The organism is Streptacidiphilus sp. BW17, from assembly GCF_041262485.1.
Taxonomy (GTDB): Bacteria; Actinomycetota; Actinomycetes; order Streptomycetales; family Streptomycetaceae; genus Streptacidiphilus.
In genome coordinates this window covers 1-20,452 of record NZ_JBGCCR010000039.1, presented here as the reverse complement: position 1 = coordinate 20,452, position 20,452 = coordinate 1, and the positions used below count along the sequence as shown (strand labels likewise).

At 70.2% G+C, this 20,452-nt stretch carries 19 protein-coding genes, 3 pseudogenes and 1 riboswitch; of the genes and pseudogenes, 12 read left to right on the top strand and 10 right to left on the bottom strand.

From position 1 onward, the window contains the following. Positions 1-184: 184 nt before the first annotated feature. Complete coding sequence (locus ABH940_RS32165) at positions 185-2,833, bottom strand: BTAD domain-containing putative transcriptional regulator (RefSeq protein ID WP_370106886.1); 2,649 nt, start codon at positions 2,831-2,833, stop codon at positions 185-187. Between the two features lie 198 nt (positions 2,834-3,031). Between ABH940_RS32165 and ABH940_RS32160 the strand changes: the two are divergent. Further along, positions 3,032-3,115 (top strand): annotated as a pseudogene (locus ABH940_RS32160) (IS630 family transposase); the annotation flags it as partial. Between the two features lie 86 nt (positions 3,116-3,201). On the opposite strand, the gene ABH940_RS32155 reads toward ABH940_RS32160, so the two are convergent. Then, entirely contained in the window at positions 3,202-4,719 is a 1,518-nt protein-coding gene (locus ABH940_RS32155; protein ID WP_370072162.1) for an ABC transporter substrate-binding protein, read from the bottom strand. A gap of 700 nt (positions 4,720-5,419) precedes the next feature. Further along, positions 5,420-5,487: riboswitch (guanidine-III (ykkC-III) riboswitch) on the top strand. A gap of 11 nt (positions 5,488-5,498) precedes the next feature. On the opposite strand from ABH940_RS32155, the gene ABH940_RS32150 reads away from it, so the two are divergent. The 4 genes from ABH940_RS32150 to ABH940_RS32135 all read left to right on the top strand — a co-directional run bounded on the left by ABH940_RS32150 (position 5,499) and on the right by ABH940_RS32135 (position 8,934). Further along, the gene (locus tag ABH940_RS32150; RefSeq protein ID WP_370072161.1) at positions 5,499-6,377 is read left to right on the top strand and encodes an MBL fold metallo-hydrolase; all 879 of its coding nucleotides are present in this window, start codon (positions 5,499-5,501) and stop codon (positions 6,375-6,377) included. A gap of 686 nt (positions 6,378-7,063) precedes the next feature. Continuing rightward, a complete protein-coding gene (locus ABH940_RS32145) occupies positions 7,064-7,576 on the top strand; it encodes a SigE family RNA polymerase sigma factor (RefSeq protein WP_370072216.1) in 513 nt (170 codons plus the stop codon). Beyond that, complete coding sequence (locus ABH940_RS32140) at positions 7,573-8,295, top strand: hypothetical protein (RefSeq protein ID WP_370106885.1); 723 nt, start codon at positions 7,573-7,575, stop codon at positions 8,293-8,295. The genes ABH940_RS32145 and ABH940_RS32140 overlap by 4 nt, the downstream gene beginning before the upstream one ends. A gap of 51 nt (positions 8,296-8,346) precedes the next feature. Continuing rightward, positions 8,347-8,934: a hypothetical protein gene (locus ABH940_RS32135; RefSeq protein ID WP_370072159.1), complete on the top strand. Its 588-nt coding sequence runs from the start codon at positions 8,347-8,349 to the stop codon at positions 8,932-8,934. A 67-nt stretch (positions 8,935-9,001) separates the two neighbouring features. Here the strand turns inward: ABH940_RS32135 and ABH940_RS32130 are convergent. Further along, a pseudogene (locus ABH940_RS32130) lies at positions 9,002-9,260 on the bottom strand (Scr1 family TA system antitoxin-like transcriptional regulator); the annotation flags it as partial. Positions 9,261-9,513: 253 nt separating this feature from the next. On the opposite strand from ABH940_RS32130, the gene ABH940_RS32125 reads away from it, so the two are divergent. Further along, positions 9,514-10,671: a serine hydrolase domain-containing protein gene (locus ABH940_RS32125; RefSeq protein ID WP_370106884.1), complete on the top strand. Its 1,158-nt coding sequence runs from the start codon at positions 9,514-9,516 to the stop codon at positions 10,669-10,671. Positions 10,672-11,023: 352 nt separating this feature from the next. Continuing rightward, positions 11,024-11,221: a hypothetical protein gene (locus ABH940_RS32120; RefSeq protein ID WP_370072157.1), complete on the top strand. Its 198-nt coding sequence runs from the start codon at positions 11,024-11,026 to the stop codon at positions 11,219-11,221. A 12-nt stretch (positions 11,222-11,233) separates the two neighbouring features. Here the strand turns inward: ABH940_RS32120 and ABH940_RS32115 are convergent, their stop codons facing one another. Together ABH940_RS32115 and ABH940_RS32110 are read right to left on the bottom strand one after the other, a co-directional pair. Beyond that, complete coding sequence (locus ABH940_RS32115; RefSeq protein ID WP_370106883.1) at positions 11,234-11,461, bottom strand: hypothetical protein; 228 nt, start codon at positions 11,459-11,461, stop codon at positions 11,234-11,236. A 92-nt stretch (positions 11,462-11,553) separates the two neighbouring features. Further along, the gene (locus ABH940_RS32110) at positions 11,554-12,072 is read right to left on the bottom strand and encodes a tryptophan 2,3-dioxygenase family protein (RefSeq protein WP_370072154.1); all 519 of its coding nucleotides are present in this window, start codon (positions 12,070-12,072) and stop codon (positions 11,554-11,556) included. A gap of 412 nt (positions 12,073-12,484) precedes the next feature. On the opposite strand from ABH940_RS32110, the gene ABH940_RS32105 reads away from it, so the two are divergent. Continuing rightward, positions 12,485-12,646, top strand: a complete 162-nt coding sequence (locus tag ABH940_RS32105) for a hypothetical protein (RefSeq protein WP_370072152.1) — start codon at positions 12,485-12,487, stop codon at positions 12,644-12,646. A gap of 158 nt (positions 12,647-12,804) precedes the next feature. On the opposite strand, the gene ABH940_RS32100 is transcribed toward ABH940_RS32105, so the two are convergent. The 3 genes from ABH940_RS32100 to ABH940_RS32090 form a co-directional block, all read right to left on the bottom strand. Further along, a complete protein-coding gene (locus ABH940_RS32100; RefSeq protein WP_370072151.1) occupies positions 12,805-12,972 on the bottom strand; it encodes a hypothetical protein in 168 nt (55 codons plus the stop codon). Between the two features lie 253 nt (positions 12,973-13,225). Then, positions 13,226-13,432 (bottom strand): hypothetical protein, encoded by a 207-nt coding sequence (locus ABH940_RS32095; protein ID WP_370072150.1) that lies wholly within the window; start codon positions 13,430-13,432, stop codon positions 13,226-13,228. A gap of 334 nt (positions 13,433-13,766) precedes the next feature. Next, entirely contained in the window at positions 13,767-14,660 is an 894-nt protein-coding gene (locus ABH940_RS32090; RefSeq protein WP_370072149.1) for a PhzF family phenazine biosynthesis isomerase, read from the bottom strand. Between the two features lie 97 nt (positions 14,661-14,757). Here ABH940_RS32090 and ABH940_RS32085 point away from each other — a divergent pair, with 97 nt between their 5' ends. Both ABH940_RS32085 and ABH940_RS32080 read left to right on the top strand, forming a co-directional pair. Next, a complete protein-coding gene (locus tag ABH940_RS32085) occupies positions 14,758-15,657 on the top strand; it encodes a LysR family transcriptional regulator (RefSeq protein ID WP_370072215.1) in 900 nt (299 codons plus the stop codon). A 310-nt stretch (positions 15,658-15,967) separates the two neighbouring features. Next, positions 15,968-16,393 carry a hypothetical protein gene (locus tag ABH940_RS32080; RefSeq protein ID WP_370072148.1) on the top strand — a complete coding sequence of 142 codons (426 nt, stop codon included), beginning with the start codon at positions 15,968-15,970 and terminating at the stop codon, positions 16,391-16,393. Positions 16,394-16,524: 131 nt separating this feature from the next. On the opposite strand, the pseudogene ABH940_RS32075 reads toward ABH940_RS32080, so the two are convergent. After that, positions 16,525-16,899: pseudogene (locus ABH940_RS32075) on the bottom strand (protein kinase); the annotation flags it as partial. Between the two features lie 272 nt (positions 16,900-17,171). Here ABH940_RS32075 and ABH940_RS32070 point away from each other — a divergent pair. Then, positions 17,172-17,708 (top strand): DUF3291 domain-containing protein, encoded by a 537-nt coding sequence (locus tag ABH940_RS32070; protein WP_370072147.1) that lies wholly within the window; start codon positions 17,172-17,174, stop codon positions 17,706-17,708. 417 nt (positions 17,709-18,125) lie between these two features. On the opposite strand, the gene ABH940_RS32065 is transcribed toward ABH940_RS32070, so the two are convergent. Continuing rightward, positions 18,126-19,109, bottom strand: a complete 984-nt coding sequence (locus tag ABH940_RS32065) for a hypothetical protein (RefSeq protein WP_370106882.1) — start codon at positions 19,107-19,109, stop codon at positions 18,126-18,128. Between the two features lie 868 nt (positions 19,110-19,977). Between ABH940_RS32065 and ABH940_RS32060 the strand changes: the two genes are divergently transcribed. After that, a complete protein-coding gene (locus tag ABH940_RS32060) occupies positions 19,978-20,196 on the top strand; it encodes a hypothetical protein (protein ID WP_370072145.1) in 219 nt (72 codons plus the stop codon). The last annotated feature ends 256 nt before the right edge of the window (positions 20,197-20,452 follow it).

The window sequence follows — 20,452 nt, the reverse complement described above, 5'->3', positions numbered from 1 at the left end:
GGGCCTGCCGAGGCTCCTACAGTCGGACCAGAGGACCGCAAGCCCGGAGTTGAGCCGATCACAGCCAACATGCCTCCCCTGACCAGCAGTTCCGCCGACCGCCCCGGACCGGTCGGCGGGGCACCGGCAGAACTGCGGTACCTGCCGCAACAGTTGCCCTTCCGCCGCCCGGCGGACCGGCGGATCACGGGGCCGGGGGAAGGACCACGGTGCCGTCCCCCCGGTGCGCGGCGGTGAGGCGACGCAGCGCCAGTTCCTGCCCGTCGCTCCAGTCGGCCTGCCGTGCCAGCTCCAGCGCGCTGCCGAGCAGCTCCACGGCCTGCGCGTCGTGCGCCATCGCCGAACGGCATTCGGCACGCCGAAGTTGGGCCGCGGCCTGGGCCTGCAGCCGGCCGTCGGCGACCGCGGCGAACAGCCCGGCGGTCGCGACCTTGAGGCAGTCGCCCGTGTACTTCCCTGCCGACAGATGACTGTGCAGGCTCTCCGCCAACCGCCAGGCGACGCCGGGGAAACCGGCGCCGGACGCCTGGAGGACCGCGCTGGACAGGTTCTCCCGCTCCGCGGCCAGCCACTGCGCGGCCTGACCGTGACCCGAGAAGACCAGCGCGGCCGACGGCGCGGAGCCTGCCTCGGACCGGTCCGAGGCAGGCTCCGACGGATAGAGCAGCCGGACCGCGGCGTCGGTGTGGTAGAGGTACCAGTCGTAGAGCCGCTGCTGGGCGGCGTGCGCCTCGTCCCTGCCGACCAGTTCGCGGGCGTAGGAGCGCAGCAGATCGTGCAGCCCGAACCGGCCGGGCACCCGTTCCTGCACCAGATGCGCGTCGGTCAGGCTCACCAGGAGTCCGGCTGTTCCGGCCGAGGTCGAGTCCACCAGCGCCGCCGCGCCGGGCACCGTGACGTCCTGGCCGGGCATCAGGCTGAGCAACCGGAACATCCGCTGGCCCGCTACCGGGAGCGCGCGGTAGGAGAGGTCGAAGGCGGCCCGCACGGTCGAGCGCCGATCCCCTTCGACGCACAGCCGGCTGAGCACGTCACTGCCCGCCAGTTCGGCACCGTAGTCGGCTATCCCGGCGTTGCGGGCCACCACGTTGGCGCCGGCGATCCGGATGGCCAACGGCAGACCGCCGCACACCTGCACGAGCCGGCGGGCCGCCTCCTGCTCGGCCGAGACCCGGCACGCGCCGACGATGCTGCTGAGCAACTGGCAGGCCTCGTCCGGGTCGAGCACGTCCAGGGCGAGGCGTCGGGCACCGTCGCTCGCCACCAGCCCCGCGAGCTGGCTGCGGCTGGTGATCATCACCACGCAGCCCTGCGCGCCCGGGATCAACGGTCTGACCTGCTCGGCATCCCGTGCGTTGTCCAGCATGATCAGCATCTGCCTGCCGGCGAGCAGCGTGCGGTAGAGCGCCGCGGCCTCGTCCTCGTCGGCGGGCACCTGGTCGGCCGGGGTACCCAGGGCCCGGAGGAACTGAGCCAGCACATCGCTCGGGCGCAGCGTCGGAAGCGGTGAGTGGCCGCGCAGGTCGACGAACAACTGCCCGTCCCCGAAGTGCTCCCGCCGCGTGTGCGCCCAGTGCTTGGCGAGAGCGGTCTTGCCCACCCCGGGCGGCCCGACCACGACCACCAGCTGTGAGCGCCGCGCCGGGTCGGGCGAGACGAGGTCGTCCAGCTCCCGCATCTGCCGTCCCCGCCCGACGTAGGAGCCGGTCCTGGCGGGCAGTTGGGCCGGGGGCGGGCCGGCGGGCACCGCGCGGTCGGCAGGAGCGGGGGCGTCGAGGCGCTGCGCGGTGGGCAGTTGCTGACGCAGCACCCGCATGTGGGCGTCGCGGAGCTCCGCGCTGGGCGCGATCCCCAGCTCCTCGTCGAGCCGGTCACGCAGGCGGCTGAACACCTGGAGCGCGGCGGCCTGCTCCCCGCAACTGGCCAGGGACAGGATCAGCCGGGCGTGCAGACCCTCGTGCAGCGGCTCGGTGTTGACCAGGTCCCGCAGCACCGGGACGGCCTCCTCGTGCCGGCGCAGCAGCAGCGCCGTGTCGGCGTGCAGCAGCGCCGCCTCGACGCGCCGCTCGTTGGCCGCCACTGCCGCCGGATGCTGACGCAGCACCGGGTCCGCATCCGCCAGCACCGGACCCCGCCACCACTGCAGGGCCTGCGTCAGCGCCGCGTACGCGGCCCCGGGGTCCGGCACGCGGCGCAACCGCTTCGCCTGGGTCAGCTGCTCGTCGAAGTGGCCCAGGTCGATCTGGCCTCGGGACGCCTTCAGCACGTAGCCGGTGGGCGTACGGGCGACCGTCGGCGGCGGGACCGTCGGCAGATCGCCCGGTTCCAGCAGCTGGCGGAGCTGGCTGACATAGGTGTGGATCAGGCTCTGATGGGAACTGGGCGGCCCGGACAGCCATAGGACGTCCGTGATCTCCTGCTGGGTGGACGACTCGGGGTACTTGAGCACCAGCAGGCCGAGCAGGCGGCGCAGCATCGGACTGGTGACAGACACGGAGCCGTCACCCCGCTGGAGGGAGAGCGGGCCGAGAATCAGCAGGCGCGGCCGACTGACGCCGCGAGGCGGCGCGGTGCGGCCGACCGCCAGCAGGTCCGCCCGCTCTCCGCGAGTCAGCTGCAGCGCCTCGGCCAGGCGCTGCAGGGTGCGCGTCTGGGGGCGCTGGACCCGGCCTCGCTCGATGTCACGCAGCGCCCTGGTGCTGATCCCGGCCCGCGACGCGGCCACCTCCTGACTCAGCCCCGCCCGTCTGCGAAACAACTGGAGCGTCGTCCCGAACTCGCCGGACTCGGCTGCACCACCTCCCCGGGGAAGCCCCCCGCCCCACTCCGACATGGCATCCCCTCGTCCGGTGTCCGTGACCCGTCATGACCGCCCGCGGCATCGCAGCCGAGTGCGGCCGGTTTTGCCGTGACTTCGTCAACGATCATTTTGGACTAGACCAATGAACCAAGGGAAGACCCGCACCCGGGGGCGAAACGCCGCATTCCGACGAAGAACCGGCGGTGCGACTCGGTCTGGTCGGCGATCGGGCGGGTCTTCGCCATGGACGAGTTCGGCCCGCTGGGCGTCCGTCCTACCGGCGGGTCCTGCTGGGCGAAGGCCGGCCTGGCCGACGTGGGACTGAGCGTGCCGCGCAGCGCGTCAGGGGTGTTCTCGGTAGCCTCCGGTCCCTGTGTCGCATCCGGTGCGGGTGGTGGGTGTCAGGAGGTGGAGCTTTTGCCGATCAGCCACCAGCGCTGGATGCCGGAGCTGTCCAGTGTGAGTGGCACGCCGTCGACGTTTTCCTGGGTGGCCGCGTACTGGCTGCTTTGCCAGAGCGGCACCACGGGAACGTCCCGTGCGATGTCTTGCTGGATCTGTGCGTAGTCGCTCTTGGCGTCCTCGCGGTTGGTGTGCGCCAGGCCGTCGGCGATCAGGGCGGCGGGAGCGGCGTAGCCGTTTTGGACGGCGTTGTGCGGGCCGACGAGCGGGGCGATGTAGTCGTCGATGTCGAGGTAGTCGGAGTACCAGGTCAGCGAGTAGGCGTCGAAGTCGGGCTTTTGCAGGATCGCTGCCGCGAGCTTCGGGTGGGTCACGTAGTCGTGCAGGGTGACCTTGAAGATGCCGCCGGCCTCGAGTTGCTGCTTGATGAGCGCGGCTTCCTGCGCGATGGCCTGGTCGCCCCTGCTGTAGTACGAGAAGGTGAAGGGCACCGGGAGCGACACCCCGGCGCTCTTGAGCTGCTGGCGGACCTTGTCCGCGCTCAGGGGCCGCTGGCCGTAGACGGAGAAGCTGCTGGTCGCGTCGGCGATGCTGCTCGGGACGATGGTGTACGCGGGGGAGACCATGTGGCTGAAGGCCTTGTCGGCGATCGCGCCGCGGTCGAGCAGCTCGGCCACCGCGCGCCGCACGGGCTGCTTCGCGAAGACGCCGGACGCGGTGTTGAGCACCAGCATGTGGATGCCGCCGCCCGGGCCGGAGTCCACTTGGAGGCCGGTGCCGAGCTGCTGGTTCTGCTGCATGCTGACCACGTCGGAGACGTTGAGGTCCGCGATGACGGTGTCGACCTGGTCGTCGTCCAGCGCCTTCTTGGTGCCCTCCTGGTCCGGGTAGTACCGCAGGTCGATCCCCGAGTTGCGCGGAGTCGCGGCGGATCCCTTGTAGTTCGGGTTCAGGGAGAGCTTGACCTCGCTCGGGGACTTGTCGACCCCGGAGCCGGTGAAGGTGACCGAGTCGATCTTGTACCGGCCGGAGCCGACGACACCGGTGTAGTCCAGGGCGGCTTCCTTGGCAGCCGGGAGGGTTTTCGGGTCGATGATCGAGGCGACGCCGGAGCTGAGCTTGGCCGGCATGGTCGCGTCCGGAGACTTCAGGTGGAAGACAACCGTGTCGTTCCCCCGCGTCTGCACCGACGCGATGGTGGCGCCCAGGATCGCGACCGGGCCGTTCGGATCATTGATCGCCATGACGCGGTCGATCGAGTACTTGACTGCCGCGGCGTTGAGCGGGTCGCCGTTGGAGAACGTCATGTCCGGGCGCAGAACGCACGTGTAGGTCTCGTCGGCGTGATCGGTGTAGCCGCACGACTGGGCCGCGTCCGCCTGCGGGGTGTCCGAGCCCGGCCGGTAGCTCATCAAGCCCTGGTAGATGTTGGAGTAGAGCGTCCACGCGCCGATGTCGTAGGCCTGCGCCGGGTCGAGCGTGGTGTAGGCGTTCGCCGAACCCACCGTGATGACCACAGGCGGCGCCCCCGCAACCTGGCCGGTAGGCCCCGAGGGAGCACACGCGGCGGTCATGGCGATCAAACCCGTGCAGGCGAACGCTGCTGACATTCGCTTGGCTGCTGACATCGTGTTCCGCATCTCCAAAAATCGTGAAGTGAGCAGCCTCCCACGCAGGTCGCACGAGCCACGCAACCGCTCCTGGACTGACACTCACTCAAAGAGACGCCCCGCCAGGAGCGATATATTCGCCTAGGTCCTATAAATCCCATCTTGTTATGACGTTTAGTACATACACGGAAACTCACCGTGGAGCCGCGCATCCCTCAATGACGCACCGAACAGCGCCCTGACCAGGCCATATGTGCATACCCTGTGGATTTTGGATGGATTACGTGGAGGGTGTGCCGACGAACCCTGCCGCCACACCCTGAACGGACCCTGCTCCGCCACGTTGAGTGCTCTGCCGCGAAAGAGGGCGGCGCCGGTAGGCCGACGTCAGGAGGCGAGCCACCGGTCGCCCGCAGTGCCCACCGGTGGGCCCCAGGGTTCGCCGAGGCCTGTCGGCCCACGCCTGGGCACCCGTGAACCCGGTGCCCGGTCCAGGGCCACCGCCAGGTCCATCGTGAACGGGGAGTTCCGGCCGCGCGGTCCAGGCGGTGTCGCTGCAGCAGCGCTGGGCGGCGGAGTCGTCGATCGATCTCGTGGTAGCTTCGCGGCGGAGGCTCATAAGTGCCAGCCCCGGACGAGACGTGCGCCGTACCCGGCCTGCAAAGACGACGCATTCGGGAGGCGTCATGGCCACAGGGACATCCTTCATCGATTTCGACAGCCCGGTTCGCAGGCCCCGGGAGTTGGACGTCCGCTGGATCCACGGCTCACCGTCGTCCAAGCACAACACCGACCCGGACATCCAGGTCTACGCCTACGACGAGCACACCGTCATCCTGCGTCAGAACATGGCCATCCACTACGAAGCGCCGTTCCTGTTCCTGCTGTTCGGCAACACACGGGCCGTGCTCATCGACACCGGAGCCACCGCGTCCACCGAGTTCTTTCCGCTGCGTCGAGTGGTTGACGAACTCATCGACGGCTGGCTCGTCCGCAACCCCCGGCCGGACTACCAGCTGCTGGTACTGCACACCCACGCCCACGGCGACCACATCGCGGGTGACAATCAGTTCGCCGACCGTCCCGACACCACCGTGGTCGACGCAGACCTTGCCACGGCCTGGAAGTACTTCGGATTCGCCCAGGACCCCACCGCCGTGGCGCGGATCGATCTGGGGGGCCGCGTGCTCGAGTGTCTCGCTACCCCTGGCCACCACAAGACAGCGGTCACCTTCTACGACCCGTGGACCGGGGTCCTGCTCACCGGCGACACGGTCTACCCCGGCCGCCTCTACATCCAGGACTGGTCCGCGTTCGCCGGGACCATCGACCGCCTGATCGAGTTCTGCGAACACAGACCCGTCACTCACGTCCTGGGCTGCCACATCGAGATGACCACCGAAGCGGGCGTGGACTATCCGGTCCGCACCACCTACCAGCCCCACGAACCCCCGCTGCAGATGACCACCGGGCACCTGCACGAGATCCGCGACGCGCTCGTCGAGGTCAGCGACGAGCCCCGCCGACTCCCGTACCCGCTCTTCGTCATCTGCCCAGACGACTGAACCAGGCCCACGTCGCGCCGCCGGCCCGGACGCGCCACTGGCTCGGCACCCCCGAACTTCTGACCACTGTTCAGGACGGTGGGCACCGGATGTTGTGGAGACCGGGCATCGGTCGGGCACCGGTGTTGCCCACTGGCGCGGGCCGGCGCAGGAAGGGCGGACGCGCCAGGCGTGCTGATCTTCTGGCGCAGCTGCACGCCTATGCTGACCGACCTGACAGGCCCTGTGTCGCAGGCCGGACCGCCGCAGTTCGATCCCTGCCTGGCTGACGGGCGCCTGCACGGGGGCGCCTTCGGGCCGGCGAGGACCTCGCGCCGGAAGCTGACGTCGGGGCCTGGCGCTCCAAGACCGCCTCAGCCATGGCCGAGCGCTCAGAGCTGGCGGGGCCACAGGTGTCTCCGAGGTTCCGGGCCCGGATCGGGCCCGTTCACCACGGAACGCCGCTCACCAAAGCCGAAGACTTGCTCAGACGAGACGTCAACACCCGCCATCCTCATGGAGCGGCCCGACATCGACGGCTACCCGTGCTGAATGTTCTGGCTTGTCTTCGGTTCTCGTGCAACTTCTGCAGCCCCCGCGTGGTGAAGGAGGGTGAGGGCCGTCGCTGGTGCGGCTCCGTGGAGCGGGGAGGGCAGTCCGTGGTGGCGGTGACGGTGATCGTGGGGGGTGCCGAAACGCGGGAGGGGCTGGCTGAGGTCGACTTCGACGCCTTCGTAGCGGCGCACTGGCAGCGGCTGACGCGTACCGCGTACCTGCTGACGGGCGACCATCACGAGGCCGAGGACCTGGTGCAGGTCACGCTGGCGAAGGTCTACCCGCACTGGGCCAGGATCAGGCGGCTGGACGCACCGAACGCCTACCTGCACCGAGCCATGGTGAACAACGGCTTCAGTCGACAGCGCCGGCGCCGCGCCCGGCAGTTGTTGATGCCCTGGGTGCCCGAGCGGGCCCAGCCGTCCGCCATGGCGCAGGTGGAGCAGCGGTCCGCGCTGCTCCGGGCGCTGGATGAACTGCCGCCGCGGCAACGGGCGGTGGTGGTGTTGCGCTACTGGGAGGACCTCAGCGAGCGGCAGGTTGCCGACGTCCTGGGTTGCACCACTGGGAACGTCAAGAGCCAGGCCAGTAGAGGTCTGGCGAAGCTGCGGAACCACCAGGCACTGGCCGGGTACGCGGCGTCGGGATCGATGGAGGAGCAGTGACGATCCACCAGGACGAGGACATGGTGCGCCGCGCACTGGCGGACGAGGCGCTGGGGTACCGCCCGCCGCACTGGGCGGGCCCGGCCGCGGCGATCCACGAGCGCGGAGCCAGGCGGCGGGTCCGCAGGGCGTTCGCGGCGGCGGTCGCAGTCGCGGCTGTGGGCGTGGCGCTGGCCGTTACTTCAGGCGGCGCACAGGCAGGACGCGTAGTCGCCGCGTCTGCGGTGTCGCAGGCTTCCTCGACTTCGGCCCGCCCCTCGGCGTCGGCGTCGGTCGCGGCGGTCCCGTGGCCAGCAGTGCGGGTGGTCCCGGCCGACCGGGACCTGGACTTCGGCCACCAGATCTGGATGCGGCTGACGGCCGCTGAGGCATGCGAGGCTCTGGGGCCGTACGCGACCCGCGCCTATAGCTGCAACACCATCACCGACGGGAACCAGCCGCAGGGCTCGGTGAGTGCGCGGGAAGCCGCGGACAGCTCCGGAACGCTCTACGCGCCGTTGTACCTCGGCCCGGGCGACGCGGCCCGGATGACCGCCGCGGTCCACGGCAGGACCTACCGCGCCACCGTCGTGACCCTCGCCGGGCACCCCGGCTACGCGACCGGGTTCCTCTGGCTGCCCACGGGGCCGCAACCCCCGGAACACGGTTCTGAGATACAGATCACCGTCTACGACGCCCAAGGCATGGTCCTGGCCGAAGCGGAGGTGCCCGGGATGTAGTCGCAATGCCGCTGAAGCCCTGTCACCAGCTCGTCCCGAAGGAAACCGATCATGCATCCCGCTACGCGTCGCGCAGCCGCCGCGACCCTCGCCGTCTCCGCCGCGATGGCACTCAGTGCCTGCCGTTCTTCCGGTCCCGCCGCAGGCGCCTCCGCCACCACCTCCGCGGTCGCCGCAGCGCCGAGCCCGTCCGCGTCCGCGCATGCCTCCGCGACCACCTCCGCAACCGTCTCCGCAACCTCCTCTGCGACCGCGACCGCCTCCATGACGGCGACCCCGTCCCCCACCGCCGCAGTCTGCGAGAACCTGGTGGCCACCGCTGCCGTCAAAACAGCGGTCACCCAGGCCTACGGGGCGGTGGCCCACCTGGACCACATCCAGCCCCGGGCCGGCGGCTTTCTCTACGGCGGGTGCGGAGGCGTCATGTACGCGGAGACAAGGTTCACCCCGACCGCCGACGCGACCACGAACGAGCAGGTAGCCCTCCAGGACGAGGGCAGCTCCCGGAAGTACTTCCGCCTGAGCTCCGCCGGCACCTGGACCTACCTCGGCACCGGCGGCTTCCCCGACACCGGCGGCTGCCTCAGCCAGATCCCCAGCCCAATGGCCACGATCTGGAACGGCTGCTCCACCCGCTGAACGGCACTGCGCCAGTTCCTCCTGACCGACAGCGGCTCCTTCGTCGGACAGGTTCCCCGGCCCGAGGAGGCGGGGAACCGATCGCGATGAGGCGTCCCAACTGCCCGGCCATGACCTCCCGGCCGCCGATGCCGCCACGCAGGACGGACTCCTCCATGAGGAACGCGAAGCGGCGGTCGCCTTCGTGGAGGACGCGTCGCCGCCCGATGCGGGCGGCGACGGGCCGGTCGACGTCGTCCACGAGCCCCCGGCGCTGCTGGATCGCTTGGAGGGCGGCGGCGGTGTAGGCGCCGGGTCTGGATCAGGCCGGGCACCAGCCAGAAGGAGCAGGGCACGTCCGTCTGAGCATCGCCTTCCTCGCCGGGCGCCTGGACACCACGGGCGACTGACTGCCCATCGCGTCGCCAGCCCCGCCGCGGCCGACACGAGACACAGCATCAGGCCGGTTGCCCAGCGGGACCGCACTTGGGTGACCCGAACCCGCAGATGTTTTGGCACCTGCGTCCCTGGTGACGTTGAGAGCCGAATCCCGCGTGCCGGCCCGCCTCGCTGCCGGGTCCCCCTGAAGGCAGGAGTGCCATGCAGGTCACCGCAAAGCGATCCGTCGCGATCGCCGCAATGACGGCCCTCTCCATTGCCCTGACGGCGGCCGCGCCCGCCCCCGTCGAGGGTTCCGGAGAGGACCGACGCCTGCAGGGGCTGTTGGACGGGCTGGTCCGCGAAGCCGGCGGCCCGCCCGGGGCCATCGTCGTGCTCCGCAGCGACGAACGGACCATCGTCGTGCGCACCGGAACCTCCGATGTGGAGAGCGGGCGGCTGCCCCGGGCGGGCGACCACATGAGGATCGCGAGCGTCGCGAAGGCCTTCAGCGGCGCGGTGGCGCTGCGCCTCGTCAGCTGCGGGCTGCTGAGCCTCGACGACACGATCTCCAAGCGCCTGCCGGATCTCCCTGCGGACTGGGGCAGGGTGACGTTGCGCCAGCTGCTGCAACACACCAGCGGGCTGCCGGACTTCAGCCGGGCGCCAGCATTCGGGAACATCCTGAGGAAGGATCCGCACCACCGGTTCGACTCACGACGCCTGCTGCAGTTCGTCGCCGACAAGCCTTTGAATTTCACTCCCGGCAGCCGCTATGCGTACTCGAACTCCGACAACATCGCGGTGGCACTGATGGCCGAGGCCGTGACGCACCAGCGGTACGAGACGCTGCTGGACGAGCTGGTCTACGAACCGCTCGAGCTCGACGACACCAGCCTGCCGGCCGGCTTCACCCTGCCGAGGCCCTACCTGCACGGCTACGCGGTGACAGCGACCGGGCCGGAGGACGTCAGCACCCTGTTCGGCAACTCCGGCGTCTGGGCCTCCGGCGGCGTCGTGTCGACGCCACGGGACCTGGCAACCTTCGTCGCCGCCTACGCCGCCGGGCACCTCGTCTCGCCGTCGGTCCGTCGGCAGCAGCGGATGTTCATCGACGGGAACTCCGAGCCGCCCGGGCCCGGACGCAATGAGGCCGGACTGGCGATCTTCCGCTACACCACCCGCTGCGGCGTGGTCTACGGCCACACCGGAAACACGCCGGGATACACACAGCTCGCCGTCGCCACACCGGACGGCAGCCGTTCCATGACGTTCTCCGTGAACGCCCAGATCACACCGGCCAGCAGCCCGGCCGTGTTCGCCAAGATGCGAGCCGTCGAGGAGAACTTCACCTGCGCTCTCCTGCACGCGGACTCCTGACGGCGAGGCGAGCTACTGGTAACGGTGTCGGCAGGCGGGAGCAGGCGGTCCGACCGCCGTTGTTGCACGGGGTGAGCCACCGGGACAGCGCATGTGGGGAGCAGGGGTCGACTGGGCATCCGCCTGACGTGGTTCTGGACCTTCGCGCCTGCGGGGCGCTGCCGCGGGGCCGGGAATCTCTCTGCCCATCCGCCGAGCGGGCTGTACGGATACGTACGGGAAACGTGACCTCACCCGGCTCGTGACGCAGGCTGGACGTGCCGCCTCACGCAGGGCTGGCCCACGCGGCAGTTCAACGTCACACCAGCCATCAACTGCCCTCGCCAGGGCACGACTACGGGAGAACACTGCCATGCTGAAGCTCGCAAAGGCCCGACACGCCATCGCCCTCACCGCGGCTGCTCTCGCGATCGCCGGCAGCACGGCGGCGACGGCCGTCAGCCTGGCAATGCCTGCCGAGGCCACCACGGTTGCCGGCCACGTCAAGCCGGCGTGCGTCTTCTGCTTCACCCACGCGAACCCGAACGGCGACACCGGCTGGGGCAACTGACCCCCCGAGAACTCAGGTCACGACCGCGGGCGCGAGTGCCTGGCTCTGCCCGACGTGATCGACGGCCCCGGCCTGGAGCAGACGGAGAGGCAGCACAACGCGGCCCACCGGCACCTCCTGGCCGACCTGCACGGTGCCGGGCCCATCCCCGTAGCCGGTCACGGTCACCCGTATCCGCTTTCCGCTTTCCGCTTTCCGCTTTCCGCTTTCCGTGCAGAATGTGCAGGCGATGGAGGCCACCGGTCGGCGCCTTCACGATGCCTGCGGAGTGCGGATGCGTGAGCGGAGATAGGCGACTCCGGCCGTGCCGTCGGTACCGGGCTGGTTTGCGATCATCCGTTCCACCAGCCGCAGGTGCCGCTCTTTCCAGCTCTTCGCCGCCTCACGCACGCGGTCACTCGTGCGTTCATCTCTCGTGCGTCCGCAAGCGGTGCGGGTGCGCCGCATCCGGGCTGGGCAATGTGGTGGAACAGCTCGGCGAACTGCACGGACTGTCCGCCGCTGGCCTCACCGAGCAGCGGGCGGAAGGCGGCAAAACCCTTCGCGGTCAGCGTGTCGAGCAACGTGAGCAGGCCTTCGAGCTGGCGCAGCAGGTCATGCACCCGCTGGAGTGCGACCTGGACACTGTCGTCGGGTGTGCTCCCCGACGGGCGTCGGATCTGCCGCAGCTCGACCAGGGCGTGGGCAAGAAGAAGCTCGGATGCCTGATGCACCACGATGAAGAGGTGCTCATCGCGCCACTGCGCACCGCGTGAAGCCCGGGTCTGCGGGTGCTGCAACGCGAGAAGCTGCGGCACGTGCAGATAAGTCGCGTATGGGCTCTCGACGTCAGCAGGGTCCTTGTCGTCCATGTGCTGGTCCTCAATACGCGATGACGGGATGACGGGGCAGAGGTGCGGTGCCGTATCTCCAGCAAATCCCGTTGCCGCTGTGCGCGGGCGTACCGACACCCACCCAACACCACCCCGGCACACGCCACCTGAGACACCGCCAGCAACGACCCCGATGACCTCCGCCTGGCCCAAGTCGCCGCCCGACCTGCGCGCCCTACGCCGGCGCGGAGAACTCGTCAGCGATGGGGACGACTGGGGATCGTCGACCTGTACAGCGACTACGGCGACTACGTGACGCTGCACAGCGCGGACAACCTCCACGTCCACCGGGACCGCAAGACCACGGTGGTTTCGGAGTAACCGGGCGGTGTCAGCCGTTCGGCCGTCACGCTGTGCGTGTTGATCACGGTCCGGGGCAAGGAGACTGCCGGTGAACAGGTCGCGTGAGGTGCTGTCCGAGAGGATCCGCCGAGCCCATCGCAGACAGGGGAAGTCGGGACGGGAACTCGCAGCATTGAGTGGAAACGACGAGAGGGGCGAACTCCCCGTCTACGGCGGCATCCGCGCCGCGTACACCCTCCCGGACCACTGAGTCGCCTCTGCCCGCAAGCGCGCCCCGCTACCGGGTCAATCGCGGGAACGGGACGGCCAGGTCACCGTTCACGGAAGGAGGCGACCGGCGCATGAGTCAGGCCGGACCTGCTGCCGTGTGTCGAAGCCGGCCCGGCCTGTCGTGCTGTGCTTGCCGGTTCAGCCGCTGATCTCCGAGGGGTCGGTGATGCCGCGGTCCAGCGCCGGCTCTCCCACGGCTGCCTGCTCCTCGGCGGTTGGCTGCTCCTGGGCCTGCTCGGCGTCAGGCTCTGGGTTGTTGTCCGCGTCGTCGCCGCTATTGGCGCCTCCGCCGCCCCAATTGGGCATGTTCGCTCCCCCGTCCCGTGTGGCTACTGGTCTCGTCATCGTGGCAGTCTGCCCACGCCGCGGAAATAGGGACGTAGGAAGTCGGGCCGACAGCTCCGCTTACATCCGAAGCCGCCGGACCGTCGTGCGTGGTTGTGGCCCGCACGGGCTGGGTGCGCTGGAACGACGCTACGGGCACCCACTGACTGCAGCTGGACTTCGCGTTGACCAAGGCACCACGGGCTCACGTCAGCCGAGGGGCACCGGCTCCTGGTCAAGGAGTCGTCGTCTGGTCGGCCAGCAGCAGCGCGGCCACCGACCCGGCGTCGCTGATGACCCCGGAGCGCACCAGCGACACCGCCTCGCGCAACGGGACGGTACGCACCCTCATCCATGCCTCCGCAGCGTCGCGGGTAGTCCGGCCAGCTGCCAGGTCGCGGGCGAGGTAGAAGTGGGTGGTCGCGGCTGTGGCGCTCGCCATCGGGTAGACCACCCCGAGCTGCTCAAGGCCGCCGGCCCGCCGGCCGGTCTCTTCCTCAGGCTCGCGATGGGCGCGGCCTGCGGGTCCTCCCCCGGCTCGATCCGCCGCCGGGCACGTGGAGCAATCGGCGACCTGGAAGGTAGAACTCGTCCTCCACCAGGACGGCGGAGTTGTGCTCGGTGAGGGCGACGATCCGGACCGCGTCGGCGACCGCGATGTGCTCGTAGAACGGTGGTGCAGCGGGCCCTTCTACCCGGTCGCGGAATGACAGCGGCCAGATCAAGCCCAACCGGCCTCTGTCACGCGAACGTTGCGTGCAGCGCCACCGGTTCGCTCAGGCCTCTTCCTTGCCGGTGCTGGTGCTTGCGCCCTCGATTGCCACCGCGTGCCCGCTCACTCGCACGCGCGGGTCCGTGGTGGAGGCCTCGACCCGGAGCAGGCTGGGGCGGCCGAGATCCTCCCCCTGGCGGATGGTGAGGGCACCGGAGGGCGGGAGGGCGCCCAGTGTGCGCAGGTAGCCGCCGAAGGCGGCGGCCGCGGCGCCGGTGGCCGGATCCTCGACGACACCGCCGATCGGGAAGGGATCGCGGGCGTGGAAGAGCTCCGGAGCCTCACGCCAGACCAGTTGGAGCGTGGTCCAGCCGTGACGGTGCATCACCTCAGCCAGGGCATCGAAGTCGTAGTCGAGGGCCGCGAGACGCTCGCGGGTGGCCGCGGCCAGGACCAGGTGCTCGTTTCCGCCGAAAGCGACGTGCGGCGGCAGCGCCGGGTCAAGGTCCTCCGGGGACCAGTGCAGGGCCGCAAGGGAGGCATCCACCTCCGCGTCGCTCGCCGGTCGGGAGCGGGTGGGGACGCTGGTGAGGGTCGCCGTCACGGGGCCTCCTGGCTCTGCCGAGGTGTCCAGGGCGATCTCACCCACCGGCGTGTCGAACACGAGCGGGCCAGGGCCGATCCGCTCGGCCGTCGCCACCGCGGTCGCGACGGTCGCGTGACCGCAGAAGGCGACCTCCGCAAGCGGGCTGAAGTAGCGCAGCCGGAACCGACGTGCGGCCTGATCCGCTGCGGTGACGAACGCGGTCTCCGAGTAGCCGACTCCGGCGGCGGTCGCGAGCATGGCGGCATCGTCCATCTTGGTCGCGTCGAGCACGACGCCGGCCGGGTTGCCGCCGGCGGGGTCGGTCGTGAAGGCGGTGTAGCGCAGGATCTCGGGGCGTGTCTTCAGGCTCATGCCCCTACCGTGGCACCGCTCAGACATCCGGACAAACGATGGATCCCGATCCATCCCATCGGCTTCAGCGATGGCTGCTGGCGCTATCGTCGGCGGCATGGACACCCGCCTGCTGCGCACCTTCGCCACCGTCGCCCGGACCGAGAACCTGACCGCCGCCGCGGAGCGCCTGCACCTCGTCCAGTCCACTGTGACGGCCCAGGTACAGGCGCTGGAGAAGGAGCTCGACCTGCGCCTGTTCGACCGGCTGCCGCGCGGGGTGGTGCTCACCGGCGCCGGACGCGAGGTGCTGGCGCAGGCCGAGGAAGTGCTGGAGGCCGAGTCCCGGCTGCGGGCGGTCGCCGCCTCGGCCGGTGGCGCGGACGGTCGGGTGACCGGACGCGTGGTGCTCTCGGCCGGGGAGACGCTGGTGTCGGCGCGACTGCCGGGGGTCATCGCCGCGCTGCGGCGAAGGCACCCCGGGGTCGAGGTGGACCTGCGCACCATGGGGACCGCCACCGCCGTCGCGGCGCTCCGCACCGGCGAACTGGACCTGGCCCTACTGCTGGAAGACGAGGCGGCTTTCCGCGACATCGAGTGCACGCAACTGGCCCACGAGCCCCTGGTGCTCGTCTGCTCCCCGGAGCACCCCGCCGCCGCCCGGAGCGCCACCGACTGGGCGGACCTGGCCCGCGAGGACTACTTCCTGCACGAGCAGGGCTGCTCGTACAGCGACCGCTTCATCGAGCGGCTGCTCGCCGCCGCCAAGGACGCGCCGCCCCGGATCACGCGCTTCGGCAGTCTGGAGGCGGCCAGGTCCTGCGTGGCCGCGGGCCTCGGCCTCAGCCTGCTGGCCCGCGCCAATGTCGCGGACGCGCTCGAGGGGGGCCGCCTGACGCAGGTGCCCGGGCCGCAGTTCCCCGACGTCGCCGTCCAACTGGCCCGCCACCGCCGACGCTGGCTCTCCCCTGCCGCGGCCGCGCTCACCGCGGAGCTGCCGCACCACTTCCCGCAATGAGCGCAGTCGCGCCGGCGGACAGCGGGCCCCGCCACGCGCTCGGTCGGCCGGTCACTCGGGCTCGACCACTGATCAGTTCGGACCTACTCGTCCAGGCCAAGGCGGAGGGGGCGGCCGATCGGCGCCCCCTCAGAGCAGCACAGTGGCGGGTAACGGGCCCCGCCCGTCGCCGCCAGGGCCGCTGCGGCAATCCCGGCGGCACCGAGCGGAGCCGGACACGCTACAGCGGCCGACAGGGCGGCTGACAGCCCAGATCGGGCACCACGAAACCGCTTTGGCCCGCCGCGGACGACGCGTAGCCTGTTGGACCATGTGCTACCACGCGTTCAACGGCGCCTTCCGGCACTATGTGTGCGTCGGGTGCCGGCTCGCCTTCAAGGGCAGCACGTGGCCGGTCCGGAAGCGCGTCTGTCCCGGCTGTCGTGAACAACTCGTCTTCGCCGGCTACGACTTCGCCGCGCCTCGGCGACGCGACACGAAGGCATGGTCCGTCGTTGCGACGGTGCTCGCGGAAGGGCTGACCTACGATCACCGCCCGGGCTGCGGCTGCTCGCGGCTCCCCTCGTTCCGGCCCCGGACCCAAGCGCAGGTCCGCGTCCGGCGACGCGCGGCCGAGCGGCTGGGCCTGCCTCTGTCGGTGACCCTCGCCCGCCGTGACGCCTTCACCCCGGAGAGCCGCGACGAGCAAACCCTCCTGCCGTTGGCTGGGCGAAAAGCGAAGCGCGACACGACCTGAGCGTGGCGTCGACGCAGCATCCTCGCCCGCGTGCCCGACGACGTGGATCTGCACCCGGCACGGACAGGACTGTCCCGTGTTCACGGGACGGTACGACGGAGCCGGGCGTCAGGCGGGCAGTTGGAACCGGACAGGCCGTCGGGCACGCCGACCAGGTCGGGGTCCTCGTGGGCGGTGCGGTACAACAGCGCGTGCACCCGTCCGGTGCCGTACGGCGGGCGGTCGGTCGCGGCGTACGCGAGCACCGCACCGAGTGCGAACACGTCGCTGGCCGGGGTGAGTTCGGACCCGGTGGTGTGCTCGGGCGACATTTAGCCCGGAAAGCCCACGAGTTGGCCCTCGGCGGTGAGTGAGGGGCTGCCGACGGCCCGGCTGATCCCGAAGTCGATGACTCGCGGGCCGTCGGCGGCGAGCAGGATGTTGGAGGGCTTGAGGTCACGGTGGATCAGGCCCGCCCGGTGGATCCCGGCCAGCGCCTCCACCAGGCCCGAGCCCAGCACCCGCAGGCTGCCCCGCCTGTCACCATCTTGCCCCAGTCCCAGCCCCAGCAACGGCCGGTGGCAAGAGGCCACTTGGACAGCGAAAACGCAACTTCGACATGGCTCGCTGAGGCAGCTACCTTCACCTGGTCTTCGGCGATCGCCCACGATCGCACAGGAGTTCCTTCAGGCTGAGCCGCCCGCGACGGGATGAGTTGGTCACGCTCCACGAATCCTCGCCCCGTGCGTAAGCCGCCGAACCGGGTCCACACCAGGCACCCCCAACCAGGGAGCGACGCATGTCCCATCTTGCGCTGTACACATTCGGCGTCTTGAAGTCACCGCTCGCCGATCCCGGACCTCTCACGCGCGAGTTCTACGACACGGGCGAGGCCGTCTACCGGAAGATCAGCCAGCACCCCGGGTACCTCGCTCGCGCTGAAGCGGCAGACGGTGACCAGGGCATGCTCTTCGAGGCGGACTGGGGTGCATGGGGAGAGTTCGCCGTACCGACTTGGTACGGCAAGGGCCGTACGGTGGAAACCACCGCCCTGGCCGCGACCCTCTCACTCTGGACCGACCTGCGCCCCGCCTTCGACGCCGTCTACACCGGTCTGCACCGTGAGGCGCTGAACAGGCGTTACGACTGGTTCGAGAGGACAGGGCATCCAAATTACGTGTGCTGGTGGGTCTCCGACGACGTGATACCCACCTGGCGGGACGGGGTTTCCAGGCTGGAGCACCTCCACGGCCACGCCTCCGCGCCGCACGCCTTCACCTTCCACGACTCGTTCGCCCCGGACGGAGCTCCGACCAGGATCAGAGGATCCCTGTAGTCGAGCCGGTCTTCCAAGCGGGCGACGCGGCAACCCCCAGGGCGCCACTGCCACTGACCGGACATCGGCTCTCGGAGAGCGGCTGTGACCACAGGAGGACGCAGCGCGGTCCGGTGGCCGGCGGCGCCGAAGTCACCACAGCAACGTGTGAGATGCCGTGGCCGGGCACCGAACTGCGGCCCGCCAGGCTCGGGCCTCAACCGCTGTGCTGCGTCCGCGGATTCGGCCGCTGATCCGCATGCGGTTCAACTGCCCTGTGACCGCGAAGACCTCTTCGATCTCCCGTTTGTCGTCGGTGCGCCACCCTTCCCCGGCGACGCGCAGCACTTCATTCCCAATTCCCAGCGGCGGCTCGACGAGGAGCCCGGCCCCTCAGGACCGGGCTTCTCGTCGGTTCGTGCTACCGCGTGGTCGACGTCAGCGCAGGACGGTCAGGCTCTCGCGCGCCTGGTCCTGCGTGGTGGGCATGAGGTCGGGGCTGGAGACGAGGAGTGCCCCGGCCTCCGAAGCCGCGTCCGCCTTGTAGGAGACCACGCGGAGCTGGACCCAGGTGGAGGCGGAGGCGTTGTTCGCCAGGCCGCCGGCGACCACCAAGCCGGAGTGGGTGACGTCCTGCCAGTGCGCCTTGACGTTGCCGTGGGCGCCGACCCACTCGTAGAGCCCGAGGTCCACCTGGTTGACGGGTCCGAAGGCGAAGGCGTCGGGCGCGACTCGCAGCGGCTCGGCGATGGCCGCGCCGCTCTGGTTGGTGACGGGCACCTTCTCCCAAGCCGGGTGGCCCGGGGCCACCTTGGTGCCACCGGCCAGCGAGAGCAGGACCGGGCCGCCGGTGGTGCCCTTGCCGACGTTGAGCTGGGTCCCGTAGTTGCCGTGGCCGTGCAGGGTCTTGCCCTGCTCCTCGAAGGTGACCCAGAGGTCGACCTTGCCGTCGTTGGCCGGCCAGTTCTTGCTGACGCCGACGGAGACCTGCCACTCGAAGGTGGTGTGGGCCGGGATCGTGAAGGCGCCGTTCGGGTGCCCCTTCGGGAAGACCGTCGCGTCGAGGCCGAAGTCCGGCGCTCCCTGGGAGGGGGAGTAGGCGCTGGCGGGCGTCGCGCCCTCGGACGTCGCCTTGAGGGACAGGCTGCCGGGCTTCAGCGCCAGCGGGCCGCTCCAGATGCTGACGTCCTCGAGGTTGATGTCAGCGGTCTTGGCCGTGGTGTTGGCGGCCTTGATGGTCACGGTCTCGGTCGGCCCACCAGGCTGCAGCGCCTTGCTCGGAGCGTCTGCGGAGACGGACAGGGCGATCGGCAGCGTGGGCCCGACAGGGGCGGCCGCGTTGGCAGCGGCGGGAAGCGCCGCGGCTATGCCGACGGTGAGAAGGGCTGCCGAGGCGGCGGTGGCAAGGGTGCGAGAGCCCACGGGCACTGATTCCCCTCGATCATGCGGACTGTGCCGCAAAAGTTAAGTGGGAGCGGCGCCTTGGTTCCCCCGGCGACCTGCTCCGTGCACTGAACATTAGTCACAGGAGACTCACGGTCCCCGCACTTCATGGTGACAGGTCGGTAAGAGGCGGTGGTCAATCCCCGGGGATCCGGACAGGTCCGACACATCCGGCGGCATTCGTGGAGTACTGGCGGCACATCTTGCGCGGTCTCGTCCGTCGGACCACGGCGAGGACGCCGGCCGGGCGAGGGCTCCGGGCCACGCTCGGCCGGGGACAGAACCGAGCCGCCGCCTGGGCACTGCTCTCCCGGCGACAGCTCGCCGAGAGGGCACGCGGTGGCGCAGGAGCACCACCGTTTCGCCGCGGCGACCGCCTTCCGCCGGGCAGTCGAGCCCATCGCGCCCCGAGGCCTACCACCGGCAGCAGCCGACGATCGACCTCGGCGTGCAGATCCGGTCACTGACCGTCCGTCACCCGCTCGGCCAACCCGGCGCGCGCTGCCCGTCGGACGCACATAACGTCCAGGGTGCGGCGCGTGTCCGCACGCTCGACGACTTCGCACGCGGCGAGCCGGCCCGCCAGACAGGTGGAGGGCAGACACGAAGGTGCCCCGGCCCACGCCGGGGCACCGCCGTCCCCCCGCACCGGCCAGCGGTGGTGGTACGCCCGTCCGCCGCCTTCTGTCTCACCGGGCTGACGCCGCGGCGCAGACCGTAGCAGGGCCAGGTCAGCTTTGCTGGTTGGCCCTGTAACTCACCGGCACCGTGCCAGTGCCAGTGCGACTGCCACCCTGGGTGATCGCCTCGGGATGCGGCAGGCAACGTGGCCCGTGATGCTGATGCCATGAATGACACCGAAGTACTCCACTTCTGGGTCCGCAAATCCCGTGGCGACGGGATCACCGTGACGGTCTACAACGCTGCCAACGGTCAGGTTGCCGTTGAGCGGGCTGCCGGAAGCCGGCTTGAGCTGGATGCCCTGGGCGCGCAGTACGGCGTCCCGGAGGAGCAGTGGATGATCGACGACTATGCGCGGGCGGTCATCGACGCCAAGGCCGCCTGACCATGAGCTGGCGGCCGTCGCGGAGCGCTGTGCAGGCGCTCGCTCTGGACGAGCTGCTGTTTGGGCGTGAAGCGCATTCGCTCACCCTCGCGCCGGCTGGACGCCGCAGGTCTCGTTGGAGTGGTGTGGCTAGCCGGGACTGACGGGCCTTCAGCCACCCGTCTATGCTCGCCCGAACACAAATGCACTTGTGAGAGGCGAGGAACCCCTTGAATACGACGACTAAGGAGATCACCGCGAATGCCATCACGGCGGA